We start from the raw sequence: 20,691 nt of genomic DNA on the forward strand, positions 1-20,691 counted from the left end.
TTAAGTTTTGACCAGCTCAGCGCGGCCCCATCGCCGCCTGAGTCCCTTCCAAGCTCGCTAACAACGAACGCTCAAGACCGCTGAGCGCTCGATGCGAGCAATTCCTTCAATATCGCCGCCGGGTCGGCTCGTTTTTGCTGACGATAATCCCCGACATGGCGAACGAATAACGTGGCACGCGCCACCAGGCTCTTGCCCAGTACCGGTTTGCGCTCCAGCTCTTCCTTGACGCGCTGGAATTGCGCCTGGATCACCGCGTCGGTGTAGCGCGTGCCGGTGGCCAGGTTGTCGATGTAGATCGCCACGGCGCCCTCCAGCGCACTGCGACCGTTGTCGATGGCCGTGGCGAACAATTGCGCACTGGCGTCGTCCTTGGCATCCAGGGCCGCCTGGCGACTGTTCTGCAGATTGGTCAGGCGGATGTTGTAGTTGTTGACGGTCTCGGCCACCAGGGCCGATGACTGGATCAGGTTGCCGGCCGCTTCCTCGCGTTGCTGGGCGATGAGCGAAACGTTGCGCTTGAGCTCTTCGTTGACCAGCCCCAGCTCGGCTTGCAGGCGCGGGTCGACGCTGGCGGCGATGATGCTGTCCAGGCGTTTGGTCGGGTCCTCGGCATCGTCGATGGCGTCCGTCAGGGACGCGAGGCGCCCTTCTTTCTGCCATTGGGCAAACAGTTCCTTGTAGCGCGAACGCGGCGCCGACAACGCCCCGACCGCCACCCGGAAGCCGGTGGTTTCGTTGCTCTGCTCGGTGCCGTCGGCGGCGAACAGCGGGTACTCGCGACGCATCCCGGTGAACAGCGTGCCCTCGCCTTCCAGGTAGTTGCCACCCTTGACCACGAAGCCGCCATAGGCGCCCTGACGGCGCCCGGCGTGCACCAGTTGGAAAGACTCCTGGACCATTTCGGCGGCGTTGCCCACCACGTCGAACAGGCCGATGGGGTTGGGCAGCTTGGTGCCGATCGGCATCAGCCGTGCGGCCTGGCCGGTGCCACCGGCGACCTGGTTGAACACCGCCCAGTCGGCCAGCGGCCCGTCGCTTTCGCTGCCTTCCAGGCGCCGGGGGAACAGTCGCCCTTCCAGGTCCTGGCGGCTGACCGCCTGCCCGCCACGGGCGGCGAACTCCCACTCGACTTCGGTGGGCAGGCGCACGAAGCCCAGCCCGCCGTCCTCAGCGGAAGTGCCGCGGCCGCTCACCGGCAGCAGGTCCTTGTGGTACTTCATCAGCCAGGCGCTGTACACCGCCGAGAAACGCTCAGCCTCGAACTTCGACAGTTTCACCTTGGGCAGCCGACCGGCCACGCCTTGGGGCAGGTCGGCCTGCAAGGCCTCGCAGGCCGGTGCCGGTTCGCCGCTGGCCAGCGACTGGGCCTGGGCCATGACCTGGGCGTACTGGCGCGCGGTGACTTCGTACTTGCCGATGAAGTACAGCATCGGCTTGAGCGGCGTCTTGGCGTCGGTCTTGGGCATCAATGGCGTGATGGTCTTGTTCCAGTCCTTGGGCAGGTCCTTGAGGGTGAACTGGCCGTTGATGAAATCGCGCCGGTAACCGGAAATGAACGACTGCTGGTAACCGGCCTCGCCCTCGCTGAACGGGTAGCCGAGGCTGATCTCGCGGTCGTCGAGGGTGCCCTGGGCCAGGATATAGACGTAACGGAAGACCATCTGCCCTTCGCAAGGCAGCGGCAGGCTGACGTCATCCGGCAACGGCTTGGGGTTGTCCAGCTTGTCGCTGGCCTCGTCGGCACTCGCCGAATGAGGCAGGGCAACCAGGCCCGCCAGGCTCAACGCCACGGCGGCGGCTAATAACTTATACATCTCGGATTCCTTCACTGGCCTGGATGCGCGCCACACGCCAGCCACCGCATGCCGCCGCCACGGCGCTGACGCCGAGCACGGCCACCAGGGCCAACAGGTAGTGGCGCAGCAGCAGATGGCTGGCGTATTCGCCCGGCAGCTGCGCAAATAGATAATTCAGGCCCGACTGCGCCAGGCCATACAGCCCGGCGCTGAGCAGGGCCGCAAGCCCGGCACTGTAAAGCGCCTGCAACACCACGAACAACAATAGCGCAGCGGTGGACACCCCCAGCAGGCGCAACACCGACAATTCCCGGCGCTTGCGCTCGACGGCCGCCAGGGCCCCGGCGAAGATGGCCGCGAAGGCGCCGGCCAGGGCCAGCCCGGCGATGATCCAGAAAACGATCGACAGATTGCGGCTCAGCGACTGCACCTGGGCGATGGTCTGGGCCTGGGTCGACACCAGCAGGTGCTGCGCGGCGAAATACTGGCGCAGCGGCTCGACGTCAGCGAGGCCGCGGGCGTACAGCCGGAACGCCGGGTACACCCGTTGCCCCGCCACACCCGGCACTTCGCCGGGCCAGTTGAACGCCGGCACCGCGCGACCGTCGCGATAGTCCTCGGCCGCCTCCAACAAGGCCAGCGGGGCGAACAGGCCGTCCCGGGCGAAGGCTTCCAGCGGCAGCACGTGCATCACCTGGACCTGCGTGCGCTGCGCCTCGCTGCGACCGGCCACCTGGCGGCCGAAACTGGCCTGCAACCAATCGCCCGCCTTGGCCCCGAGTTTTTCCGCGGCAGTCTGGCTGAGCACCACCTGGTCCAGCCCCTGCGGCACCGGCAGACGCTGGAGCAAGGGGTCATCGGCTGCCGTGGGGATCATTTCCACGGTGACCGGCGAAGCGTCGCGGCTCAACTCGGCGGTCGCGGCGATCTGTCGGGTGCGCGGCAAGGCGAAGGCAACGTCGCCACGCTGGCCCAACTGCTCGATGAACTGGGCGCTGAAGCGGCCACCGCCCAGGGGGATGATCTCGCGGGTGGCCGGGTCGTTCTGCAACCGCTCGGTGAGGCTGCTGACCAGGCCGAACTTCAGCCCGAACAACACCAGCAAGGGCGCCACCACCGCCACCAGCGCCAGCACCGAGCACGCCGACAGCCACGCATCGTTGCGGTAATCCTGCCAGGCCAGGGAAGCCACCAGCGTGCTGCGCATCAGCAAGCCTCCCCAAGCGTGGCGGTGACGCCGCCGTCGGCATCGCGACGACAACTGATGCGGCGCACCTGCAAGCCGCTGGCACGGGCCAGCGCCTCGTCGTGGGTGGCGACGACACAGCAGACGCCGTGCTCGCGGGCCTGGGCCACCAGCAGGTGCATCACACGCTCGGCGTTCAAAGGGTCGAGGGCGGCGGTCGGTTCATCGGCCAGCAACAGCCGAGGACCGTGGGCCAGGGCCCGAGCACAACTGACGCGCTGGCGCTGGCCGACGGACAAGTCCGCCGGTTTCTTGTCCAGTTGGTCGGCGATGTCCAACTGCCCGGCCAGGCGCGTCACGCTGCCGTCGTCCTTCAAGCCAAGCAGCTTACGCGACAGCTCGATGTTGCCGCGCACGTCCAGAAAACCCAGCAGGCCACCGGTTTGCAGCACGTAACCGAGGTGCTGGCTGCGCAACTGCGCCAAGGCGCCCTGCCCGGAGCCGCGCCACAACCGGGCGATGTCCAGTGGCGTGTTGGCGGGCGTGAAGTCGAACCGCCCGGCCTGGTCAGGCGCCGACACCAGGGCCAGCAGGTCGAGCAGCGTGCTCTTGCCGCACCCACTGGGGCCAACCACCGCCAGTTGCTCACCGGCACGCAATTGCAGCCGTGGGATCACCAGGCTGTAGCGCTGGCTGCCAGCGCCTCGGCTCTTGTGCACCGCGGTCATGTCGAGCATCACGGCAGCGTCGACAACGGAACGCGGTACAAGGCATCACCCGGCTCGGCATCGCCGAAGCGCACCCAGTTCGCCAGGTCGTTGTGGAAGGTTTCGTAGAGACGGATTTTCGAATCCAGCTCGTCGATGAAGTCTTCCTGCTCGGCCACGCTCAAGGACAACCACAAGTCCTGGGTCATGTTCAGCGACTTGCTGCGGTACGGCAGTCCTTCCAGGTATTCGCCGAGGATCCCGCCGTCGGCGAGGTTGCCGCCCTTGCGCAAGGCCGACGGGTCGCGACTCATGTAGGCACTGGCGCTGGCGATTTCCTGGAAGAAGTCCTTCGGCGAGCTCTGGGTCTTGCGGGCCGCGTCAACGATCAGCTTCAGCGATTGCTGCAGGTCGTTGAGTTGCAGCTTGGTCAGCATCACGCACACCTGGAACGCCGGCAGCGCCGGGTTGGTCAGGTCGCGATCGGCGGTCCAGGCGCTGACCAGTTGCGGCGCCTGGCTGGCGCTCTTGCGCCCCAGGAAATCCATGTGCATCGCGTAACCGACCGCCGCCGACTTGTCGGCCAGGCTCGGCGCGGCGCTCAACTGCGGCACGCTCTGTTCCTTGTTGCTGCGCACTTGATGCACCAGGTCGGCGAACACCGTGCCGATCTCGTCGACGCGCTCGCCGAACTTGCGCACATCGGCGCCCGGCACCGGAATGTACAAGTCGCCGATCTGCGGGTTGGCGTCGGCGGTCAGGGTACGGTACTGACTCTGGGCACCGGCGTGGGTCTTCTTGCCGGCGTCGCTGAGCAGGTGCAGGGCGTAGATCTTGATCTGCTTGCCCAGCGCCGCCTGGCGCACCTCGGCTTCGTTCATCTGCGTCGCGGCAAAGGGGTCGTTCTTGCGCAAGGCGCCGGCGTCGGTGACGAGCAGGATCAGGCGCCCGCCATAGCCGGACCAGTCCATGCCCTCCACCGCTTCCATGACCCCGGCAAACGCGTCTTCGTTGAACGAATGGCTCGACACCGTGGACGCCTTGACCTGGCGCGCCAGGTCCATGAAGCGCTGCGGGTCGCGGCCCTGGTCCAGGGTGATCAGGGTCTTGGCCACGTACTCCAGGCCTGGGGTTTTCTTGACACTGCTGCGAAAACCCACCATGCCGAAACTGACACTGTCCAGCTCGCCACGCTCGGCGATCCGGGCCTGTAACTGATGCACCACGTCGCGCACCTGGTCGATGTACGGCTGCATGGACACCGTGGTGTCCACCACCAGCACCACGGCGGTGCGGAACGCGTCGGCGTTGGCATTGAGGATCGGCGTGTTGCCGGACGCCGCCTTGGCCGTATTGCCCGGGTCGATAGACGCCACGTTCAGCAACTGCACCGGCTGGCCGTTCTCGTCGAGGCTCTCGCGGGAGTCGAAGATCGGCAGCAGGTAGAACTGTTTCTCCGGCACGGCGCTGGCGGCCGGCTCCAGGGCCAGCACCTGCTGGTTGTCGGACGGGCTCTGCTGGGCTTTGAGCAGCACATTCCTGGCGGCGGAGGGGTTTGCCAGCAGCTTCTCCACTTCGCCGGGCTGGCGCAGGAACATCACCGGCGCGCGGCCGGAACGTTCGGTGAACTTGAGCACCAGGCTCTGCTTCCAGTCGCTGACCTGGGCGGCCGGCAACCAACCGTCGCTGCGGCCATCGGTGGCGGCGCCCACACGCACCCACGGGCTGCCGTCGACGTCTTTGCGCTGATAGACGTACAGCACCGAGAACGCCGGCAGGTCCTTGCCGGGCGCGGCACCCGGCGCATCGGCCAGTTTTGCCCCCGGCTTGGTCAGCACCCGCTGGAACAGGGTTTTCTTGCCGGCCATCAACAGCGGACGCTGGCCACCGTCGGCCTCGGTGGCCACGGGTGGGCTTACCGGCGGCTTGGCCGCTGGGGTTTCGGGCGTCTTCACCGGGGGTGTTTCCGGCGCCTTCACCGGGGGCTTGCTCGACGAAGGCGTGGAGGCCACCGGGGGCTTCGCCGCTTTGCCGTCATCACCGGACAACCACCAATAACCCGCGCCGCCCAGCGCCAGCGCCACGGCCACCGCGACGGCGGCCAGGGCGAACACCGGGGTCTTGCGGGCCGGTGCCACGGGCGGACGCGGCGGCGGGCTCACCGGCGGTGGCGTCGGTGTTGGCTGGGGACGGGACGGCGGCTGCGCGGGGCCGCTCGGGATGTCGATGGACACCGGCGTCAATCCCGCCAGGTCCTCGCCCACGGGCTTGGTCGTCGGCAGCGGCAACGGCCGGATCAGCGTCGCCTCATTCGAATCCGCGGGCAGGTTGTCCAGCGCCCGTAGCAGGGCCGCTGCATCCGGGAAACGCTCCGCCGGATCCTTCGCCAACAGCTTGCGCAGCACGTCCTGGTAACGGCCGTGGTGCACCGGCAATTCCGGCAACGGCTCGGTCAGGTGGGCCAGGGCCGTGGACAGCGCGTCATTGCCGGTATACGGCAGCTTGCCGACGAGGATTTCATAGAGCACCACGCCCAGGGCATACAGGTCGGCGCGGCCGTCGATGTCCTGCCCGCGGGCCTGTTCCGGGCTCATGTAGCTCGGCGTGCCGACGGCGAAGCCGGCCTGGGTGAACTGGGTGCGGTCGTCCAGGGACTTGGCGATGCCGAAGTCCGAAAGCACCGCCGTGCCGTCGGCGCGGAACAGGATGTTCGCCGGCTTGACGTCGCGGTGCACCAGGCCCAGGCCATGGGCGTAGCCCAGGGCCGAGGCGATCTGGCGGATGTAGATCAGGCCCTGCTCCGGCGTCAGGCCCGCGGCGATGCGTTCCTTGAGCGTGCCGTTGGGCAGGTATTCCATCGCCATGTAGTACAGCTCACCGACATTGCCGATGTCATGGATGGTGACCGTGTGCGGGTGCGACAGCCGTGCCAGGGTCTTGCCTTCGCGCAGGAAGCGCTCGCAGAACGTCGGGTCGGCGGCCAGCGCGGCGGCCATGACCTTCAGCGCGACCTTGCGCTCCAGCGAGCGCTGGGTCGCCAGGTAGACACTGGCCATCGCGCCTTCGCCGATCTCGCCTTCGATGTCGTAGCCGGGGATCTGGATGTTCAGGGCAGGGTTCATGACGGCACCTTCACGACCACCACGGTGATGTTGTCCGGCGCACCGCGCCTAAGGCCCAGGGACACCAGGCTGCTGGCGATTTCGCCGGGGTCGTCATGGCTCAGCACTTCGCGGATCTCTTCGTCTTCGACGGTCTTGGTCAGCCCGTCGCTGCACAGCAGGTAGCTGTCGCCCGGCACCAGCAGCAGTTCGACCATCGCCAGGTTCAACTGCGCCTCGACGCCGATGGCCCGGGTGACAATGTTGGCTCGTGGATGCACCCGGGCCTCGGCTTCGCTGAGCAGGCCACTGTCCTGCAGGTCCTGGACGTAGCTGTGGTCTCGCGAGATGCCCTCCAGCACGCCGTCGCGCAGGCGGTACAGGCGACTGTCGCCGGCCCACAGGCACATGCCGCGCAGGTCGCGCGTCGCCAGCACCACCACGGTGCTGCCCATCATGGTCACGCCACGGTTGGCGGTTTCTTCACGTACGGCCGCGTTGACCCGCAACAGGTCGCTCTGCAACGCCGCGACGTACTCTTCCAGCGAACGGCCCACGGCAATGCCACGCAGGCTGTCGACGATCAGGCTGCTGACGTAGTCGCCCGCCGCGTGCCCGCCCATGCCATCGGCGACCACCCACAAGCCGTGCTCCGGCAGGTCCAGGCAGGCGTCTTCGTTGACCTGGCGGACCATGCCGACATGGCTCTTGCTCGCAGACTTGAATGCTTTTCCGGCACTTGGACGCATCTACACAACACCTTCTTGGCCAAGCAAAAATTGCGCAAAATCAGCGGCGGCCGGCAGGCCCTGGCAGCGCATCAGGCCAGGCGCGATGCGCTCGGAACCCTGGCCCCACCACAGGCTCGCGCCTTCGCAGGCCGACTCGGCCAGGGCGCTCATGCGCCGCTGCGGGTCGGTGGCATCGAAGCGATGCAGGCTGGCGAACCGGCCGCCCGGGGTGCGCGGCAGGTACATCGGGCTGCCGAGGCTGTCCAGCTCGGCGCCGAACGCTTCGAAACTGGCCTCCACGTTCAACGTGCTCAGCAACAGGTTTTCCACCCGTTCAAACCAGTCGTCCGCACCGCCAACCACGGACGCAGGGTCGGCGTCGGGCTCCAGCAACACCGCCACCGTCAACGGGAAATACCGTCCGACCCGGTCGATGCTCGGCATCACCACCCCAGCCGCGGCGTCCGGCCCACACACACCGGGCGCCACCAGGAACCGCCACAGCGGGCTGACCAGATAAGCATCCAGCCAGCGCTCGCCGAGGCTGCTCTGGCTGGCGAGCAGGCCCGCCGCCAGCCACGAATCCCACGGGCCGATGAAGCTCTGGGGCAAACCACGGCTGACGAAATCTCCACGGCTGGCCAACTTTCCATAGAAGCCCGGCGTACTCATAGCCGCTCCGGCAGGCTGAAGCCGCTGAGCACCCGGCTCTTGAACGGGTTGAAGGCGCTGTTGGCCCGCAGCTCGTAGGAAGCACTGGCGTTATCGACCCGCAGCCGCAGGTTGAAGCGATCCGGCGAGTTGCCGGCGGTCAGGTCCGATTGCTCCAGCAGCCGGAACCAGGCCCACGGCCCGTCCAGGGTGATGCCGGAGCGGCCGCTGGAAGACGGCGGCATGATCGAGATCCGCACCACGCCGATGCTGCCCGGGTTCGGCCATTGCATGGCGGTCGGGCGGCTCGGGCCGTGGTCGTAGCTCAACTGCTGGCCATCGAGGTCGAGCAAGAATTGGGTGATGGTCGAATCCATCGCCACCGGCTTGAGCTCGAAGCGCACCATCGGCTGGGTCCCGCCGGAACGGAAGAACGCATCGCGAATGGCCGCCGCGCGCTGGAAGGTCTGCAGCACGCCCGGGGCGATGCCGAGTTTCTGCGCCGCGCCCGGCTGCCAGCGCCAGGTCGGGGTGGAGGTGTCCACGTAGGGTTGCAGGTACTTGCGGAAATAGTTGTCCATCACCCCGCCGACGCCGAAAAACTGGCCGAAGTCGTCGAGGGTCGCGTCCCGCGCACTGCCCGGCGACATCGGGTACCGCCCGGCCAGGGACTGGCGATAGATGTTCACCACTTCGCTGGTCCAGGCAGCGTTCAGTTGGTTGCGCACCCCGCCCATCATGCTGTTGGTGGTGGAATTGACCACCGACTTGACCAGCCCCTGCACCAGTGGTGGCTGGCGTTCGGCATTGAGACTGACCCGAGTAGCGGCCGCCTGGGCCTGGTTCTTGGCTTCGCCGAGCAAGGCGTCGCCGCTGGCGCCCACCATGGCGCTGACCTGCACGTACAGCGCGTTCATGTCGGCCAGCAGGCCATCGATGGCCGCCGGTTCGCCTTCTTTCTTGCTGACGATGCTGTTGAGCTCGGCAAAGTGCGCCGTGATCGGATCGTCATTGGCCTGGGGCGCGTCCTGCGGTGCCTGCTCCTGGCCGAGCAAACTGCCCAGGCGCTCCTTGAGTTTGTCCACCCCGCCCTCCGCCGGCGCGCCCTGGGCGGCCAGCAGGCGCTCATCCTGTTGCAGGTCGGTTTCCTTCGCCACCGCCACCAACAGCTTTTTCAACGGCGAGGTCGGCCCGGAAATCACCCGCAGCACATCGGCGGCCTGGGCCACGCTGGTGATCGGCACGAAGTCGATATCGGCCAGCAGGGCGTCCCATTGGCGCTGGTAGTCTTGGAAGTACAGGCGCCGCACGTCCGCCGCCAGGCTGGCGACGTTCTGCTGGTCGGCCTGCTCAAAGCCCAGGACCCACTGTTCCTCAGCCAGAGTCCCGGCCTGGCTGAGGCCGGTGAGCAGAAAGCCCTGGCGGTAGCCCTTGACGGTGAAGAATCCGCTCAGCGGCTCGCCCAACGGCTTGCCGCTCTTGCGGCTGAACACCAGCGCAGCATCACGTCCGGCGGCTTCATTGATGCGGAAGTCCGGGATGCCGTCGGGCAGCTTCTGCCGCTTGATCCGGTCGTAGACCCGTTGCGCCACGGGCAGTTGCTGCAACTGGCGACGCAGGTCTTCGATCAGGCGCGGGTCCAGGCGCGCCGTCGGCGGACGCCGCTCGAACAGCGCCTGCAAGTGCTCGTTCAAGGCCGCACGCTGTTCGGCCGGCAGGTCGCGCGGCAGGGTGCGGTCCCAATCCAGGGCTATCCAGGCCTTGATGAAGTCGGCATCGTAATGTTCGGTGTCGGCGAGCATCAGGTAGGCCTTCAGGCCTTCGTAGAGGAAATCCGAATTGCCGCCGCTGTGCAGTTGCTCTTCGATCCGGGTCAGCAGGCGCGGCCCGAACACGGCGATCAGCAGCTTGCGGTACACGCTGCCGGACTCGGCTTCGAGCATGTCGCCCTGGTACAGCCCCAGGCCCTCGGCCCAGTCGGGAGCATCGTCGGCCAGGTGCTTGACCGCGTTGAGCAGCGGCAACACCGCCAGCACATCGCGTTGGGCCGGGCTGAGGTTCTGCACGGTCTGGCCCAGCGGCGCGACCTTCTGGTCGACCTGGGCAATGTACGCCTGGTTGGCGCGGTAGCTGACCCACCACAAGGTCCCGACCACCAGCACCAGGACCACGGTGGAGGCCAGCACGCCTCGGGCGATCCACTTGCGCCGCCGTTCGACCTTGGGATCGACGCCCACCAGCCCACGCTCGGCGAAGGCCACGGCGGTGAACAGTTTTTCGATGAAATAGCTGCGCCCGGTACCGGTCTGGCGCGCCAGGTGCTGGCGGTCCAGGTTCATGCTCTGGGCCATCGAACCGATCAAACGGTCGATCGGGCTGCCTTCCTGGGTGCCGCTGGTGAAATACACGCCACGCAGCAACACCCGCTCTTCGAAAGCGTTGGGCTTGAACACGCCCTCCAGGAAGCTTTGCAGGCAATCCTTCAAGGCGCCGAACTGCTGCGGGAAACCGTAGATCAAGTCGCGCCGCGCCGGGTCGCGTTCTTGCTGCAGGCGTTCCACCAGGCGGTCGTTGAGACGCTGCTCGAGGCCGGCGAATTCGCTTTGCAGGTGCGCCAGCGGGCTGTCGTTGCCCTTGCCATCGTCCAGGGCGAAGGTCATGCCCCAGACCTGGGCGCGCTCTTCCTTGCTCAGGGTATCGAAATACTCCATGAACCCCGGCACCAGGTCGAGCTTGGTCAGCATCAGGTAGATCGGGAACCGCACGCCCAGTTGGGTGTACAGCTCCTGGATACGCAGGCGGATCGCCGCGGCATGGGCGGCGCGCTCGGCCTCGCTGCCCAGCAGCAGGTCGGAGAGGCTGATGGCGATGAACGCGCCGTCGATCGGGCGACGGGCCCGCTGCTTCTTCAACAGGCCGAGGAAGCCCAGCCACGCGGCCTTGTCCACGGTCGTGTCGCTATCCTGGGTGGTGTAGCGGCCGGCGGTATCGAGCAGCACGGCCTGGTCGGTGAACCACCAGTCGCAGTTGCGCGTGCCGCCCACGCCACGTACCGCACCGGCGCCCAGTTGCGCGGCCAGCGGGAAATGCAGCCCGGAGTTGACCAGCGCCGTGGTCTTGCCCGAACCCGGTGGGCCGATGATCACGTACCACGGCAGCTCATAGAGGTTGCGGCGTTCGTCACCGCCCAACTTGGCTTTCTTGAGCAGCGCCAGGGCTTCGTCCATGCGTTGGCGCAGGGTTTCCAGCTCTTCGGCGGTGGCGATGCTGGTGGGGTCGGGTGGCGTCTGCTCGGCCAGGCTGCGCATGACTTCGGCAGCCTGGCGACGGGCCTGGATGATGCGGAACACGCGGTAGGCGATCCACACCGCGAACACCAGGATGATCAGCGCCCAGCGCCGGCCTTCGGGCACCAGCCAGTCCAGCAGCGGGCCAACGAACCAGATGATCAGGCTCAGGGCGATCAGCCCCAGCAACGGGATGACCCAGCGGATCATAAAACTGAAAAACGCCTTCACTCGACCCCCTCCGCCAATACGGTGATTTCAACCCGACGATTGCGCGCACGGCCCTCTGCCGTGGCGTTGGAAGCCAGCGGCTCGGTGTCGCTGCGGCCTTCGGCGCTGAAGCGCTCGGGCTGGCCAGTCTTGGCCGAAAGAATGTCCAGCACCGAGCGCGCCCGTGCTTCGGACAGCGCCCAGTTGGACGGGAACCGCAATGTGGCAATCGGACGGTTGTCGCTGTGGCCGGTCACCAGGACCTGGCCCTTGACCTTGCGCACGGCATCGGCGATGCGCAGCATCAACGGTTGGAAATCGTCCTTGATGCTGGCGCTGCCCGAGGCGAACAGCTCATCGCCCCGGATGGTCACCACCGAACGGTCGACGGCGTCTTCCACGGCAATCCGCCCGGCCTTGATCTCATCGGCCAGGAAACCGGCCAGGCGTGGTCGCTCGATCAGTTTCGGCTGCACCACGGGACGGTCGATGGTTTGCACCGGGATTTCGCCCAGAAAGTGAATGTTCTTGAACACCGGCTCGGCATCGGAGGCCAGCTTCATGCGCAGGCCGAACAACAGCGCCAGCAGCAGCGCCGCGCCAATGGCCACGGCTATCCACGGCGGCATGAACTGCGCCAGTCGATCACGGGCCACGGTGACACCGCGCCAATGGGGCGACAGCTCGCGTTCATATTCGCCACGGGCGCTGCGGATCACCGCGCTGGTGCGCTCGCGCAACGCTTCCAGTTGGCTGCGACCGTCGTTCATCACCCGGTAGCGCCCCTCGAACCCAAGGCACATGCACAGGTACAAAAGCTCCAGCAGGTACAGGCGTTCCCGCGGGCTTTGCAGGCAATGCTCCAGCAGCTGGAACACCTTCTCGCCGCCCCAGGCTTCGTTGTGCACAGTGATCAACAGGCTTTGCTTGCCCCAGTCACTGGTACCACCCCACGGCGTGCTCAATACCGCCTCATCCAGCGCGGTGCACAAGGCGTAGCGCGCCAGCAGCACGTCGTTGCGCACCACGCCGGCGGCCTCGGCACGCTCTTCGAACTGACGCAGGTAGGCCAGCAGTTGCGCGCGCAAGCTGGCCGGGGCCGGGTGGGCGATGGTGTTGCGCAGGCGCGTCAACAAGGCCAGCAGCGGGCCAGCGGCGCTTTCCAGCGGGTTGAGTCCCTGGGCCTTGCCGGTCAGCACCGGCGCGGCCGGCATCGACAGGGGCGCGGGGGCCGGTTGCGGGCGTCCCGGGTCCTGGCGGAAGGGGTCCGCGCCACGGCCACCGGGCGTCGGCATGAACTGGGTACGATCGTCGTTGCTCATCGCGGTTTATCCTCGGATCGCCCAGAAAGCCAGGTTCAAGCCCGGGAACTGACCGGCGATGTGGAACGCAAAGCCGCCGGAGTTGCTCAGTTGCTGCCAGTGGTCGCTGCCGCGGTCGAGCTCGTAGTAGGTGGAACCGGCGTGATACGGCAATTGCCGTGGCGCCACCGGCAACGGCAGCAGGCCGATGCCCGGCAGTTGCAGGTTGACCAGGTCGCGGATGTGTTCCACCGAACCGACCTTGCTCTGCTGGCCGAAACGGCTGCGCAGGGTTTCGGCGGGGACATCGGCGCGCACCACCAGGATGAAGCTGGCGCTGTCGAGCAGGGTCTTGTCGGCCAGCATCGCCACGTGGATGCCGTAGGCTTTCTCGACAATCGGAATCGGCGTCGCCTTGCTGTCGATCAGCATCGACAAGGCTTCGCGCAGCGCTTGCATCACCGGGGCGAAACTCAACGCCAGGTCATCGTGCTGGTACTGCGGGTATTCCTGCGGTCGGCGCCCGGAAGCGGTGAAGGTCGAGAATTCCCCGGCCAGGGCCACCAGCTCGCTGTAGAACCGCTCGGGGTGCAACGGGCTCAACTGGCTCAGGTGCTGGATCAGCGGCTGGGCACGGTTGACCAGTTGCAACAACATGAAGTCGGCGATCTCCGAGGCGCCACCGGCGCCGGATGCCACCACCCGCCCGGCCAGGGCTTCGCCACGCTGGTGCAGCAAGCCCAGCAACTCACTGCGAAACGCCGCCAGGGGCTTGGAAGCGATGACATCCAACAGCGGCGGGATGTACGTGTCGTCGAGCACCAGCGCCCGGTCGGCGCGTTTTTCCTTGATGCGCACCACGCCGATGGCCGCGTAGTCGCCGATGCCATCCTCGGCGGTCAGCAAGCGCAGCGCGCGGGCCCCCAAGGCCACCGGGGCACGGTTTTCGAAGGGTGCGTTGTCGTCGCGCACTTCACTGACCTGGCTGATGTAGCGCGCGGCGCCCAGGGCCTCGCCTTCATCGACGGTGTCGCGGGCACCGGCACGCTTGAGCGGCAAGGCCAGGTACACCAGGCCATCGCGCAGGTTGTCGTCGATGTTCAGCGGGGTCGGCGCCAGGTCATCGTGGGGGATGTTGAAAGGCGTGCCGTCCGGCAACAGGCCCCGTGCCGAGATGATCGCCAGCTTGCCCTGGGCCAGCAGGCCCTGGTCGATCAGCAATTCGGAAAACCCCCAGGCGCCGGCCGACAACGGTCGGCTGCGCGCGTCGATAAGGTTTTCCAGGTAACGGTCGTGCTGTTGGAAGTGCTGCGTTCCAATGAACATGCCTTCCGACCAGACCACGCGATTGTTCCAGGACATGGGGGCTCCGATTGCTTATTGGGCAGGGCTGGATGGGGGGACGACGACGCTGCTGCGCACGGCGCGCACGTCGAGGCTGATCTGGTATTCGGTGTATTGGCGCGGCGGGACATTCAAGACCGTGCGCCAGAGCGACTGATCCAGTTCGCGATAGCCCACCAGGATGCCGATGTGGCGCGTGGCCGGGTCGAGGTCACGTTGCAGGCTCAGTTGCTGATCGGGCTGGATCAGCACCTCGTCCTGGTCGATCAGGTCGGCGCCCAGCGTCGCCTGGGCCCGTTCGGCCAGGGCGAAATAATCGGCGCGGCCGAAGGTGGCGGCATTTTTCAGTTCGAAAATGCGCACCCGCACCGGGGCCGGCTGGCCGGTGGCGCCGGGGTTGAGGCCGGCAATGGCATGCAAGTGCAGCTCGACGGCGGCGGTGTCGGCTTCAGCCTCTTCGGGCTGGGACTTGGCCCCATCCTTGGCGCACGCCGTCAACAGAAGCGCGGTGGCGACTGCGAGTAAAAACCTGGGAATCATCCTGCGTCCTCAATGACGTTTGAGCTATCCGTTGTGTGCTTGTGGTTATTGTTATGGGACGACGACGCTCAACGGCGTCGCTGTCGTGTGCTGTGTTCTTCGTAGGCGCGGCTGAATTCACGGCCGAACAAGTCCTGGAAATCCTCCTGGGCCTCCCGGGAAATATTGCTGTAGAGCTCGGTGAACTGCTGCCAGTACTGGGCTTGCCGCGAGCCGCTGAAAATACCCGAAAGGCCGCCGGGCTTGCCCATGCGTTCTTCCAGTTGCGCCGGCTCGAAACGCGCCAGCAGATGCTTGATGGCGGCTTCCACCCCGGCCATCACCGCCAGTTGGTGCGCACGCAGGTCATCGAAACTGTCCCGCACCGCTGCGTCCGGCGCCATGAACGCCTGGTTGCCATGGCGCAACAGCAGCAGCATCGCTTCATCGACGTTGGGGGCGAACTTCAGCGGGTTGTTTTCCACCGGCTGGATCATCGTCTGCTGGATACGGAATTCACCCTTGAGGCTGCTGCGAGCGCGCAAGACATCGATCAACCCTTCGACCATCAACCGGTAGCTGCGACCGATGCTTTCCATCTGTGCCTCGGCCTGGGCCTTGTCCAGGCGCAACTGGTCCAGCCCGGCGCCACGCAGGAACGCTTGCAGCAGGTCGGGCTGGAGGCTATCGACCGGGGCCGCCGGCGCTTCAGCGCGGGGCACCGGTGCGTCAACGCGAGTGACCGGCGCCTCAGGCAGCGGCACGGGCTCGACGGGTACGGCCACCGGCGGAACCGGCACGGGGGTCACGGGGATCGGTATCGGCTCGATGATCGGCGGCGCCACAGGCGGCGCAACGGCGACAGGGGGCACCGCTACGGGTGCCGGCTTGTCGCTGAACAGGTCCCAGTCTTCCGGGATCACCGAGCCAGGATTGACCGCTACCGGCTCGACCACGGGCGGCGGCGCAGGCCGTGGGATCGGCGTCGGGGGACGGAAATCGTGCTGTTGGGCGGGCACATGATCGGGCTGGGTGGCCGGCGCAATACTGGAGGGCGCCAGGAAATCGAACAGGTCCGGCAAGGTGTCCATGGCCGACCCGCCCTGGAAATGCGCAGGCGACGTCATCGGCATCGACACCGGCATGGGGGCAGGCGCCGCGGCGCCCTGGCGCCCCATCAAGGCTTCGAAGCTGCTGGGTGATTCGGCAAACGGGTTGCTGTCGGTGACCGGCAGGTTGAAGTCGACGCGCGCCTGGATTTCATAATCGCCGATGCGGATCACTTCGCCATCCTGCAATGGCTCGCTGTTGCCTTTGCGCAAGCGAACGCCGGCCTTGACCAATTCCACACCATTAGTGCTGTTATCGGTCAAATAATAGCGCCCGTCCTTGTATTGAATAACGCAATGTTTGCCGGATACCAGGCGCTCCGGGTCCGGCAATACCCAATCATTATCGGAATTACGGCCAATTGCCATCACCCCCTGGTCCATGGACTTTTCAGAACACTGACCCGGGGTAATCTTGTGATAACTAGTGATAGTCAAACACAGCGGCATCTCGCCTCCTTGCTGAATACTTCTGCGCACGTCTTCGCGCGTGGGCGAGCCGGCGGAGAACTGCCCCGGCGACACGCCAAAAACCTTGCAAACCACCGCGAAACGGCTTTTTGCCAGCATGATGACTGATCTTAACCGGCCTGCATGACAAAAAACCGCTCTCGGTACCTACCTCGACCTGCCAGTCGCGTGGGTTGTTAAGCGCCTCACAACTGTAACAGAGTCGAAATAGCTTACCTTGACAAGCGATAAGTACTACACCAAAAATGCACAACTTCTTGAATATCAATGATGGCACTTTAAGATCATAGCGCATCTATCGGGCCATTACCGTCAAGAGACATGTGAAGTTCCATCCGGAACTTGCGTGAACTGCCCGACTTCATTGTGCACGGGCGATAGGGAGATCGATCCAAGTGGATGTGCCTTTGCTGCTCGCCGCCGTTTCCGCGAACTCGCCTTGCGGTGAAGACCTGGAATATGACGCGGATTTCTTGCGCCTGGAACGCGATTCCCGAGGCCAGCCCGAGCGCAGCATGGGCGACTCGATCCTGCCTGCCGAACCCCCTGAATGGCGCAGCATCCAGCAACAAAGCCTGGACCTGTTGCAACGCAGCAAAGACCTGCGCATTACCCATTTCCTGCTGCAAAGCTCCCTGGCCCTCGAAGGCCTTCCGGGGCTGGCCAGCTCGCTGACCCTGATCAGCGAATTGCTCAAGCAATACTGGGCCGACCTGCATCCGCGCCTGGATGCCGATGACGACAACGACCCCACCGTGCGCATCAATGCCCTCGCCGGCCTGACATCCGACATGACCATTCGCCTGGTGCGCGAAAGCATCCTGGCCCGCTCGCGCACCTTCGGTGCCGTCAGCCTGCGCGCCGCCGCCAACGCCAGCGGCCTGCAAAGTTTCGCCGACGAAACCCTCGGCGCCGAACAACTGGCCGGCGCCCTGCGCGACAGCGATGCCGAGCAACTGGAGATCACCCGTGCGGCCTTGTCGCAAGCCCGCAGCGCCGCCGAAGCCATCGAACAGCAGGTCAGCGACCAGGTGGGTTCGGCCCAGGGCGTGGACCTCGGCCCACTGAAGCAGCCGCTCAAGATGGCCTTGCAGATCCTCGGTCAGTTCGCCCCGCAAAGCGACGACGCCGCGCCAGTCGACGAGGACAGCGCGCCCGACGAGCTAGATGGCGCCCCTTCCAGCGGCGCGGTCACCAGCGTGCCAGGCGCACCGCGTGCCGCCAGCGGCGAAATCGCCAACCGCGACGACGTGCTGCGCAGCCTTGATCGGATTCTCGCTTACTACACCCGTCACGAGCCCTCCAGCCCCCTGCCGGTGCTGTTGAACCGGGCCAAGAATCTGGTGCACGCCGATTTTGCGGCAATCGTGCGCAACCTGATTCCCGACGGCATGAGTCAATTTGAAAACCTGCGCGGCCCAGATAGCGAATAAAAGCGAACGGATCACGCAGTCACGTCACCGGTACCACCGATGACGCCAACACCGTCGCTCAAGCGACCAGGAGCAGCAACGTGGCGAAGCAAAGTTCTCAGAAATTCATCGCGCGCAACCGCGCGCCTCGAGTGCAGATCGAGTACGACGTCGAGCTCTACGGCGCCGAGAAAAAGGTCCAGTTGCCCTTTGTCATGGGGGTAATGGCTGACCTCGCCGGCAAGCCCGCCGAGCCTCTGGCCCCGGTGGCCGATCGCAAGTTCCTCGAAATCGACGTCGACAATTTCGACTCGCGCCTCAAGGCCATGCAACCGCGCGTGGCGTTCCATGTGCCCAACGAGCTGACCGGCGAAGGCAACCTGAGCCTGGACCTGACCTTCGAAAGCATGGACGACTTCAGCCCCGCCGCCGTGGCGCGCAAGGTCGACTCGCTGAACAAGCTGCTCGAAGCGCGCACCCAACTGGCCAACCTGCTGACCTACATGGACGGCAAGACCGGCGCTGAAGAAATCATCATGAAGGCGATCAAGGACCCAGCGCTGTTGCAGGCCCTGGCGAGCGCGCCGAAGCCAGCACAGGACCAATGATCATGACTGACAATACCGCCCGCGAAGGCGTCCAGAACCTCGGCGCGACCGAAGAGACCAGCGAATTCGCCTCCCTGCTGCTGCAAGAGTTCAAGCCCAAGACCGAACGCGCTCGCGAGGCCGTCGAGACGGCCGTGCGCACCCTGGCCGAGCAGGCCCTGGCGCAGACTGACCTGGTGTCCAACGACGCCATCAAGTCGATCGAATCGATCATCGCCGCCATCGACGCCAAGCTCACCGCCCAGGTCAACCAGGTGATCCACCACCCCGACTTCCAGCAGCTGGAAAGCGCCTGGCGTGGCCTGCACTACCTGGTCAACAACACCGAGACCGATGAGCAGCTCAAGATCCGCGTGCTCAACATCTCCAAGACCGACCTGCACAAGACCCTGAAGAAGTTCAAGGGCACCGCGTGGGACCAGAGCCCGATCTTCAAGAAGATGTACGAGGAAGAATACGGCCAGTTCGGCGGCGAACCTTACGGCTGCCTGGTGGGCGACTACTACTTCGACCAGTCGCCACCGGACGTGGAACTGCTGGGCGAACTGTCGAAAGTCTGCGCGGCCATGCACGCCCCGTTCATTTCCGCCGCCTCGCCAACCGTGATGGGCATGGGCTCGTGGCAGGAACTGTCGAACCCGCGCGACCTGACCAAGATCTTCACCACGCCCGAGTACGCCGGCTGGCGTTCGCTGCGTGAATCGGAAGACTCGCGCTACATCGGCCTGACCATGCCACGCTTCCTGGCGCGCCTGCCATACGGCGCCAAGACCGACCCGGTGGAAGCCTTCGCCTTCGAAGAAAACACCGACGGCGCCGACAGCTCCAAGTACACCTGGGCCAACGCCGCCTACGCGATGGCCGTGAACATCAACCGCTCGTTCAAGCACTTCGGCTGGTGCTCGCGCATCCGTGGCGTGGAGTCTGGCGGTGAAGTGGAAAACCTGCCGGCCCACACGTTCCCGACCGACGACGGTGGCGTGGACATGAAGTGCCCGACCGAAATCGCCATTTCGGATCGCCGTGAAGCGGAGCTGGCGAAGAACGGTTTCATGCCGCTGCTGCACAAAAAGAACACCGACTTCGCGGCCTTCATCGGCGCCCAGTCGCTGCAGAAGCCAGCCGAGTACGACGACCCGGACGCCACCGCCAACGCCAACCTGGCCGCGCGCCTGCCGTACCTGTTCGCCACTTGCCGTTTCGCCCATTACCTGAAGTGCATCGTGCGCGACAAGATCGGTTCCTTCAAAGAGAAGGACGAGATGCAGCGCTGGTTGCAGGACTGGATCCTCAACTACGTCGACGGTGACCCGGCGCACTCCACCGAGACCACCAAGGCCCAGCACCCTCTGGCGGCGGCCGAAGTGATCGTCGAGGAAGTCGAAGGCAACCCGGGTTACTACAACTCCAAGTTCTACCTGCGCCCGCACTACCAGCTCGAAGGGCTGACCGTGTCGCTGCGCCTGGTATCGAAACTGCCGTCGGCCAAGGGCGCGTAAGCAACAGTATTTGTCGGCAGGCCTGTTCCTTGTGGGAGCGGGCTTGCTCGCGAAGGCGTCGGATCAGTCGACATCGGCGTTGGCTGCCCCACCGCATTCGCGAGCAAGCCCGCTCCCACAGGTACGGTGTTTCGGCTGACATCCAAAGAAGTTTCGCAAGGTCAGCGTCAACCAAACAATGTGGTTAGAAACCACACAGGGAGAAAACATGGCTGTTGATATTTTCATCAAGATCGGCGACATCAAGGGCGAGTCCATGGACAAGGCCCACAAGGACGAAATCGACGTCCTGAACTGGAGCTGGGGCATGTCCCAGTCCGGCAACATGCACACCGGCAGCGGTGGTGGTGCGGGCAAGGTGAACATCCAGGACCTGTCGTTGACCAAGTTCGTCGACAAGGCCTCGCCGAACCTGATGATGCACTGCGCCAGCGGCAAGCACATCGACAAGGTCAAGCTGACCGTGCGCAAGGCCGGCGGTGAAAGCCAGGTCGAGTACATGATCATCAACCTGGAAGAAGTGTTGATCACCTCCCTGAGCACCGGCGGCTCGGGCAGCGATGATCGCCTGACCGAAAACGTCACCCTGAACTTCGCCAAAGTGCTGGTGGACTACCAGCCGCAGAAAGCCGACGGCACCAAGGAAGGCGGTCCGGTCAAGTTCGGCTGGAACGTGCGTCAGAACGTCAAGGTGTAATCGAACACGCCCCCGGTGCCCTGCGCCGGGGGTGTTTGGTGCTTGCTCGAATCCAATCC

At 65.4% G+C, this 20,691-nt stretch carries 15 protein-coding genes; 4 read left to right on the forward strand and 11 right to left on the reverse strand.

Annotated elements, in window-relative coordinates; translation table 11 throughout:
• Nucleotides 1–71 precede the first annotated feature (71 nt).
• From V5F23_RS27475 to tagH, 11 genes are all read right to left on the reverse strand, one after another.
• Nucleotides 72–1,817: an SUMF1/EgtB/PvdO family nonheme iron enzyme gene (locus tag V5F23_RS27475; RefSeq protein ID WP_042731538.1), complete on the reverse strand. Its 1,746-nt coding sequence runs from the start codon at nt 1,815–1,817 to the stop codon at nt 72–74.
• Nucleotides 1,810–3,006 (reverse strand): FtsX-like permease family protein, encoded by a 1,197-nt coding sequence (locus V5F23_RS27480; RefSeq protein WP_042731537.1) that lies wholly within the window; start codon nt 3,004–3,006, stop codon nt 1,810–1,812. The genes V5F23_RS27475 and V5F23_RS27480 overlap by 8 nt, the downstream gene beginning before the upstream one ends.
• A complete protein-coding gene (locus tag V5F23_RS27485; protein ID WP_042731536.1) occupies nt 3,006–3,722 on the reverse strand; it encodes an ABC transporter ATP-binding protein in 717 nt (238 codons plus the stop codon). Before V5F23_RS27485 ends, V5F23_RS27480 begins: the two co-directional genes overlap by 1 nt.
• Entirely contained in the window at nt 3,722–6,814 is a 3,093-nt protein-coding gene (locus tag V5F23_RS27490) for a serine/threonine-protein kinase (protein WP_338497082.1), read from the reverse strand. The genes V5F23_RS27485 and V5F23_RS27490 overlap by 1 nt, the downstream gene beginning before the upstream one ends.
• Nucleotides 6,811–7,542, reverse strand: coding sequence for a protein phosphatase 2C domain-containing protein (locus tag V5F23_RS27495; RefSeq protein WP_042731534.1), 732 nt, complete (start codon nt 7,540–7,542; stop codon nt 6,811–6,813). Before V5F23_RS27495 ends, V5F23_RS27490 begins: the two co-directional genes overlap by 4 nt.
• Nucleotides 7,543–8,196: a type VI secretion system-associated protein TagF gene (gene tagF / locus V5F23_RS27500; RefSeq protein WP_047735748.1), complete on the reverse strand. Its 654-nt coding sequence runs from the start codon at nt 8,194–8,196 to the stop codon at nt 7,543–7,545.
• A complete protein-coding gene (gene tssM / locus V5F23_RS27505) occupies nt 8,193–11,693 on the reverse strand; it encodes a type VI secretion system membrane subunit TssM (protein WP_338497084.1) in 3,501 nt (1,166 codons plus the stop codon). Before tssM ends, tagF begins: the two co-directional genes overlap by 4 nt.
• Nucleotides 11,690–12,994: a DotU family type VI secretion system protein gene (locus V5F23_RS27510; protein WP_042731476.1), complete on the reverse strand. Its 1,305-nt coding sequence runs from the start codon at nt 12,992–12,994 to the stop codon at nt 11,690–11,692. Before V5F23_RS27510 ends, tssM begins: the two co-directional genes overlap by 4 nt.
• A 6-nt stretch (nt 12,995–13,000) precedes the next feature.
• Nucleotides 13,001–14,335: a type VI secretion system baseplate subunit TssK gene (gene tssK, locus V5F23_RS27515; protein ID WP_042731475.1), complete on the reverse strand. Its 1,335-nt coding sequence runs from the start codon at nt 14,333–14,335 to the stop codon at nt 13,001–13,003.
• A gap of 15 nt (nt 14,336–14,350) precedes the next feature.
• Complete coding sequence (gene tssJ, locus V5F23_RS27520; protein ID WP_042731474.1) at nt 14,351–14,857, reverse strand: type VI secretion system lipoprotein TssJ; 507 nt, start codon at nt 14,855–14,857, stop codon at nt 14,351–14,353.
• A gap of 68 nt (nt 14,858–14,925) precedes the next feature.
• Nucleotides 14,926–16,395, reverse strand: a complete 1,470-nt coding sequence (gene tagH, locus V5F23_RS27525; protein WP_042731473.1) for a type VI secretion system-associated FHA domain protein TagH — start codon at nt 16,393–16,395, stop codon at nt 14,926–14,928.
• A 416-nt stretch (nt 16,396–16,811) separates the two neighbouring features.
• Between tagH and tssA the strand changes: the two genes are divergently transcribed.
• The 4 genes from tssA to V5F23_RS27545 all read left to right on the forward strand — a co-directional run bounded on the left by tssA (nt 16,812) and on the right by V5F23_RS27545 (nt 20,632).
• Entirely contained in the window at nt 16,812–17,849 is a 1,038-nt protein-coding gene (tssA, locus tag V5F23_RS27530; RefSeq protein WP_042731472.1) for a type VI secretion system protein TssA, read from the forward strand.
• Nucleotides 17,850–17,929: 80 nt separating this feature from the next.
• A complete protein-coding gene (gene tssB / locus V5F23_RS27535; protein WP_003177230.1) occupies nt 17,930–18,436 on the forward strand; it encodes a type VI secretion system contractile sheath small subunit in 507 nt (168 codons plus the stop codon).
• A 2-nt stretch (nt 18,437–18,438) separates the two neighbouring features.
• Nucleotides 18,439–19,935 carry a type VI secretion system contractile sheath large subunit gene (tssC, locus tag V5F23_RS27540; RefSeq protein ID WP_047735743.1) on the forward strand — a complete coding sequence of 499 codons (1,497 nt, stop codon included), beginning with the start codon at nt 18,439–18,441 and terminating at the stop codon, nt 19,933–19,935.
• 208 nt (nt 19,936–20,143) lie between these two features.
• Nucleotides 20,144–20,632, forward strand: a complete 489-nt coding sequence (locus tag V5F23_RS27545) for a type VI secretion system tube protein Hcp (protein WP_042732852.1) — start codon at nt 20,144–20,146, stop codon at nt 20,630–20,632.
• The last annotated feature ends 59 nt before the right edge of the window (nt 20,633–20,691 follow it).

This window comes from Pseudomonas sp. WP18, from assembly GCF_036689585.1.
In the GTDB taxonomy this organism is placed as follows: Bacteria; Pseudomonadota; Gammaproteobacteria; order Pseudomonadales; family Pseudomonadaceae; genus Aquipseudomonas; species Aquipseudomonas chlororaphis_E.

What these genes read in the sequence shown, in the direction of transcription:
- V5F23_RS27475 (WP_042731538.1), bottom strand. Translation starts at nt 1,817, where the DNA reads ATGTATAAGTTATTAGCCGCCGCCGTGGCGTTGAGCCTGGCGGGCCTG.
- V5F23_RS27480 (WP_042731537.1), bottom strand. Translation starts at nt 3,006, where the DNA reads ATGCGCAGCACGCTGGTGGCTTCCCTGGCCTGGCAGGATTACCGCAAC.
- V5F23_RS27485 (WP_042731536.1), bottom strand. Translation starts at nt 3,722, where the DNA reads ATGCTCGACATGACCGCGGTGCACAAGAGCCGAGGCGCTGGCAGCCAG.
- V5F23_RS27490 (WP_338497082.1), bottom strand. Translation starts at nt 6,814, where the DNA reads ATGAACCCTGCCCTGAACATCCAGATCCCCGGCTACGACATCGAAGGC.
- V5F23_RS27495 (WP_042731534.1), bottom strand. Translation starts at nt 7,542, where the DNA reads ATGCGTCCAAGTGCCGGAAAAGCATTCAAGTCTGCGAGCAAGAGCCAT.
- tagF (WP_047735748.1), bottom strand. Translation starts at nt 8,196, where the DNA reads ATGAGTACGCCGGGCTTCTATGGAAAGTTGGCCAGCCGTGGAGATTTC.
- V5F23_RS27510 (WP_042731476.1), bottom strand. Translation starts at nt 12,994, where the DNA reads ATGAGCAACGACGATCGTACCCAGTTCATGCCGACGCCCGGTGGCCGT.
- tssK (WP_042731475.1), bottom strand. Translation starts at nt 14,335, where the DNA reads ATGTCCTGGAACAATCGCGTGGTCTGGTCGGAAGGCATGTTCATTGGA.
- tssJ (WP_042731474.1), bottom strand. Translation starts at nt 14,857, where the DNA reads ATGATTCCCAGGTTTTTACTCGCAGTCGCCACCGCGCTTCTGTTGACG.
- tagH (WP_042731473.1), bottom strand. Translation starts at nt 16,395, where the DNA reads ATGCCGCTGTGTTTGACTATCACTAGTTATCACAAGATTACCCCGGGT.
- tssC (WP_047735743.1), top strand. Translation starts at nt 18,439, where the DNA reads ATGACTGACAATACCGCCCGCGAAGGCGTCCAGAACCTCGGCGCGACC.
- V5F23_RS27545 (WP_042732852.1), top strand. Translation starts at nt 20,144, where the DNA reads ATGGCTGTTGATATTTTCATCAAGATCGGCGACATCAAGGGCGAGTCC.